The organism is Nocardia sp. NPDC004604, assembly GCF_040609795.1.
GTDB lineage: Bacteria > Actinomycetota > Actinomycetes > Mycobacteriales > Mycobacteriaceae > Nocardia.
In genome coordinates, this window is sequence record NZ_JBEXLC010000309.1 from 1 (window position 1) to 2,667 (window position 2,667).

General features: G+C 67.6%; 2 protein-coding genes. Both read right to left on the bottom strand.

Annotation, left to right across the window (positions count from 1 at the left end):
* Positions 1-104: 104 nt before the first annotated feature.
* Positions 105-842, bottom strand: a complete 738-nt coding sequence (locus ABZW16_RS43665; RefSeq protein WP_354962050.1) for a thioredoxin domain-containing protein — start codon at positions 840-842, stop codon at positions 105-107.
* 141 nt (positions 843-983) lie between these two features.
* Positions 984-2,255, bottom strand: a complete 1,272-nt coding sequence (locus tag ABZW16_RS43670; protein WP_354962051.1) for an MFS transporter — start codon at positions 2,253-2,255, stop codon at positions 984-986.
* Positions 2,256-2,667: the final 412 nt, after the last annotated feature.

The window sequence follows — 2,667 nt, forward strand, 5'->3', positions numbered from 1 at the left end:
CGGAGTCCGGTGCGGCGATTCGTGGTGGTATTCGGTTGTCCGGCCGAATGATTCGGCTAGATGTCGACATCGGCGCTGCGATAGCATCGCCCGGCACGAACCGGTCACTTGGTGAGGTCGACCACCCACTCGTGGTTGTTCACGTCGACCTTGTCCTTGCCGTCGAAGACAGCGGGCGTCGCGACCTCGCCGTTCGCATCGGTCAGCGCGGCACGCGCCATCTGGGCGTGGATCTTTGCCGCGTCGAGCTTCGCGCCGGTGCTGATGCACTGCACCGCCTCCAGCGACGCGCCCGCCTCCTTCGCGACATTCGTCAGATCCTCATTGCTGAGATCCGCGCCGCCTTCCTTCGGCTGCTTCGAGGTGAACAGCAGGGCGTGGAACTTCGAGTACACCGGACCGGAGCCGGTCTCCGCGACACATTCGTTCGCCGCCACCGCGCGGGTCGAGTAGTCCTTGCTCTTGGACTTGGGATCGAGGAATGCCACCAGGTGATAGCGCACGGCGAGCTTGCCCTCGTCCATCTTCTGCGCGATCTCCTGACCGTAGAGCCGCTCCAGCGCACCGCAGGATGGACACAGCGGATCCTCGTACACGTCGATGGTCTTCGACGCATCCCCGCGACCGAGCAGAATCGCACCGCTCTTCTGGTCCAACACCGCGGTCACCGCCGCATCGTGCACCGCCCCATACCCGTCATTACGAATCGAGGCATCATCACGCCCCCACCGAAGAGCAAGAATCACGATCAACACAATGACCACAAGCGCCACGCCCCCCAGCGCATACGTGGTCACATTGGACACCGGCCGCGGCGTGTACTTCGAACCCGATTCGCTCACCCCCCACACTCTGCCCCACCCCACCCCACCTCCACCCCGAGGGGTCCTGGACCATGATCACCATGCACTGGTGCAGGTAAACGTCGAGAGCAGTCCTGCACCAGCGCATGGTGAACAAACGTCCAACTGCTGGGTGGGAGGTTAGGGGTGGGGGGTGTTGTCGGGGGGGTTGTCGAGTAGGAGGTGGTCGGCTCCGTCGGGGCCGCAGATGTGGTCGGGTGGGCAGTCCGGTGGGGTATCGGTATCCGTGGCTCGGCGGTGTAGGGGGTCTGGGACGAGGGACCAGACTGCGGCGGCTACGGCGAGGAGGGCACCGGTGAGGGTGAGTGCGAGGCCGTAGGAAAAGTGTTGGGCCACCGCGCCTACCACGACTGGGCCGATGACCGTGCCGAGATCAGCGGCCATCTGGAACCCGGCGAGCACCGGGCCGCCGCGAGCCTTCGGTCCGATGACATCCGCGACGGTCGCCTGCTGGGCGGGGGTGAACATGCCCGATCCGAGTCCGGCCACGAATGAGGTCGCCAACAGCCAGGGCAGGTCAGCCGCAATACCGAGTCCTGCGGTGCCGATCGCGCAGATCAGGGATCCGGCGATCAGGAACGGCTTGCGGCCGAATCGGTCGGAGAGCCTGCCGGAGGCGAACAGCACCGCGACATTGCCCGCGGCGAACACCGTCAGTGTCACGCCGGCCATACCCGGTTTCTGATGCAGTACTTCGACAACGAGCAGCGGCACCAACGCCATTCGCACGCCGAATACGGCAGCGCCATTGGCGAAATTCGACAGCAGTACCGCGCGGTACTCCGGCCGGGACAGCCCCTCGCGGAACGACATCAACCGCAGCCCGTCAACGGGTTCGGGGGCGGCCAAGGTCGAATGCCGCAGGTTCACATAGACCACGGCGGTGGCGAGCAGCAGCGCGCCCGCGTAGATCAGGAACGGCGCCCGCAGCCCGAGCCCGGCGAGCGCACCGCCGACCAGCGGCCCGCTCACCGATCCGATCAGAAAGCTCGTCGACCACAGCCCGGACACCCGGCCGCGCTGTCCGGGCGGTGACATCCGGATGACCAGCGCCAGCGACGATACGGTGAACATGGTCGACCCGACACCGCCCACCGATCGCAGCACCAGCAGCTGCCAGTAACTCTGCGCGAACGCACTCGCCCCGGTCGACACCGCGACGATCAGCAGTCCGCCCAGATAGACCGACCGCTCCCCCAGCCGCTGCACCAATCGACCGCTGACCGGCGCGAACAGCAGCCGCATCAGGGCGAACGCACTGACGATCGCCGACGCAGCGGCGACACCGACCCCGAACCCACGTGCGAACTGCGGCAGCACCGGTGCCACCAGACCGAATCCGACGGCGATAACAAACGATGCGCCGATCAACACCCAGATCTCGACCGGCAAGGCCCTTGACGCCGCTCCGCTCGATCGAGCAGCAGCCCCGACCGAACCCGACGCCACCGTCGGTCCCAACCCCCTCGCCGAACCCCCCGTTTCCGCCGACCCCCGTGCCCTAGCCGAACCCCCCGGCACCACCGAACCGGACGCACCCGCAGACCCTGACGCACCGGGCGAACCCACCAACTCCGCCGAACCCCGCACCCCGACCGACCCCGCCGACCCCCAAGCCCCAGCCGAACCCCCCGGCACCACCGAACCGGACGCACCCGCAGACCCCGACGCACCGGGCGAACCCACCAAATCCGCCGAACCCCGCACCCCGACCGACCCCGCCGACCCCCAAGCCCTCGCCGAACCCCCCGGCACCACCGAACCGGACGCACCCGCAGACCCCGACGCACCGGGCGAACCCACC